This is a genomic window from Neobacillus sp. YIM B06451 (assembly GCF_032667185.1).
Classification (GTDB): domain Bacteria; phylum Bacillota; class Bacilli; order Bacillales; family Cytobacillaceae; genus Bacillus_D.
In genome coordinates this window covers 1-1,053 of sequence record NZ_JAVFKJ010000035.1, presented here as the reverse complement: position 1 = coordinate 1,053, position 1,053 = coordinate 1, and the positions used below count along the sequence as shown (strand labels likewise).

6 tRNA genes are annotated in these 1,053 nt (G+C 47.6%); all 6 read left to right on the top strand.

The annotated features are described in order from the left end of the window. The first annotated feature begins 390 nt into the window (after positions 1-390). Positions 391-465: transfer RNA gene (locus RB160_RS23935), tRNA-Asn, on the top strand. 23 nt (positions 466-488) lie between these two features. After that, a tRNA-Thr gene (locus tag RB160_RS23930) sits at positions 489-561 on the top strand. Between the two features lie 12 nt (positions 562-573). After that, positions 574-648, top strand: a tRNA-Glu gene (locus tag RB160_RS23925). Between the two features lie 7 nt (positions 649-655). Then, a tRNA-Val gene (locus tag RB160_RS23920) sits at positions 656-731 on the top strand. A 22-nt stretch (positions 732-753) separates the two neighbouring features. Then, positions 754-829 (top strand) — tRNA-Thr (locus tag RB160_RS23915). A gap of 6 nt (positions 830-835) precedes the next feature. Further along, positions 836-920: transfer RNA gene (locus RB160_RS23910), tRNA-Tyr, on the top strand. The last annotated feature ends 133 nt before the right edge of the window (positions 921-1,053 follow it).

The following is a 1,053-nucleotide window of genomic DNA, read 5'->3' as shown; positions in this document are numbered from 1 at the left end:
GTTGGGGCCTTGCCCCTGTGAGAGTAGGACGCTGCCGGGCTTTGAATATTAGGTTAAAATGGAATTTTTATTATTCCGCAGTAGCTCAGTGGTAGAGACGAGCATTCCTACCATGAATAAGCTGCGAGTTGTACACGCCGAGTCGCTTCTTGTGGAGCTTACTGAGGCGGGGACACAGATGCTTTATAAGAGTATGGATATACTAAANACGCTGCCGGGCTTTGAATATTAGGTTAAAATGGAATTTTTATTATTCCGCAGTAGCTCAGTGGTAGAGACGAGCATTCCTACCATGAATAAGCTGCGAGTTGTACACGCCGAGTCGCTTCTTGTGGAGCTTACTGAGGCGGGGACACAGATGCTTTATAAGAGTATGGATATACTAAATATTCCGCAGTAGCTCAGTGGTAGAGCAATCGGCTGTTAACCGATCGGTCGTAGGTTCGAGTCCTACCTGCGGAGCCATTACTTATAAATTTTAGAATAATGCTTCCATAGCTCAGTAGGTAGAGCACTTCCATGGTAAGGAAGAGGTCAGCGGTTCGAGCCCGCTTGGAAGCTTATTTTTATGAAGGCCCCTTGGTCAAGCGGTTAAGACACCGCCCTTTCACGGCGGTAACACGGGTTCGAATCCCGTAGGGGTCACCATTTATTTGGAGGATTAGCTCAGCTGGGAGAGCATCTGCCTTACAAGCAGAGGGTCGGCGGTTCGATCCCGTCATCCTCCACCATTCATTTAATATCATTAATTATGCCGGTTTAGCTCAATTGGTAGAGCAACTGACTTGTAATCAGTAGGTTGGGGGTTCAAGTCCTCTAGCCGGCACCATCTTTTGGTGGGGTAGCGAAGTGGCTAAACGCGGCGGACTGTAAATCCGCTCCCTCAGGGTTCGGCGGTTCGAATCCGTCCCCCACCACCATTTCCTGAATAGGTCCAAACAAAAAGAGCAATACTATGTATGTTCTTTTTAGGTTGTATGGGGATTCCTATTTTGGTGACAATATCATTATTGGGCTATAGCCAAGCGGTAAGGCAACGGACTTTGACTCCGT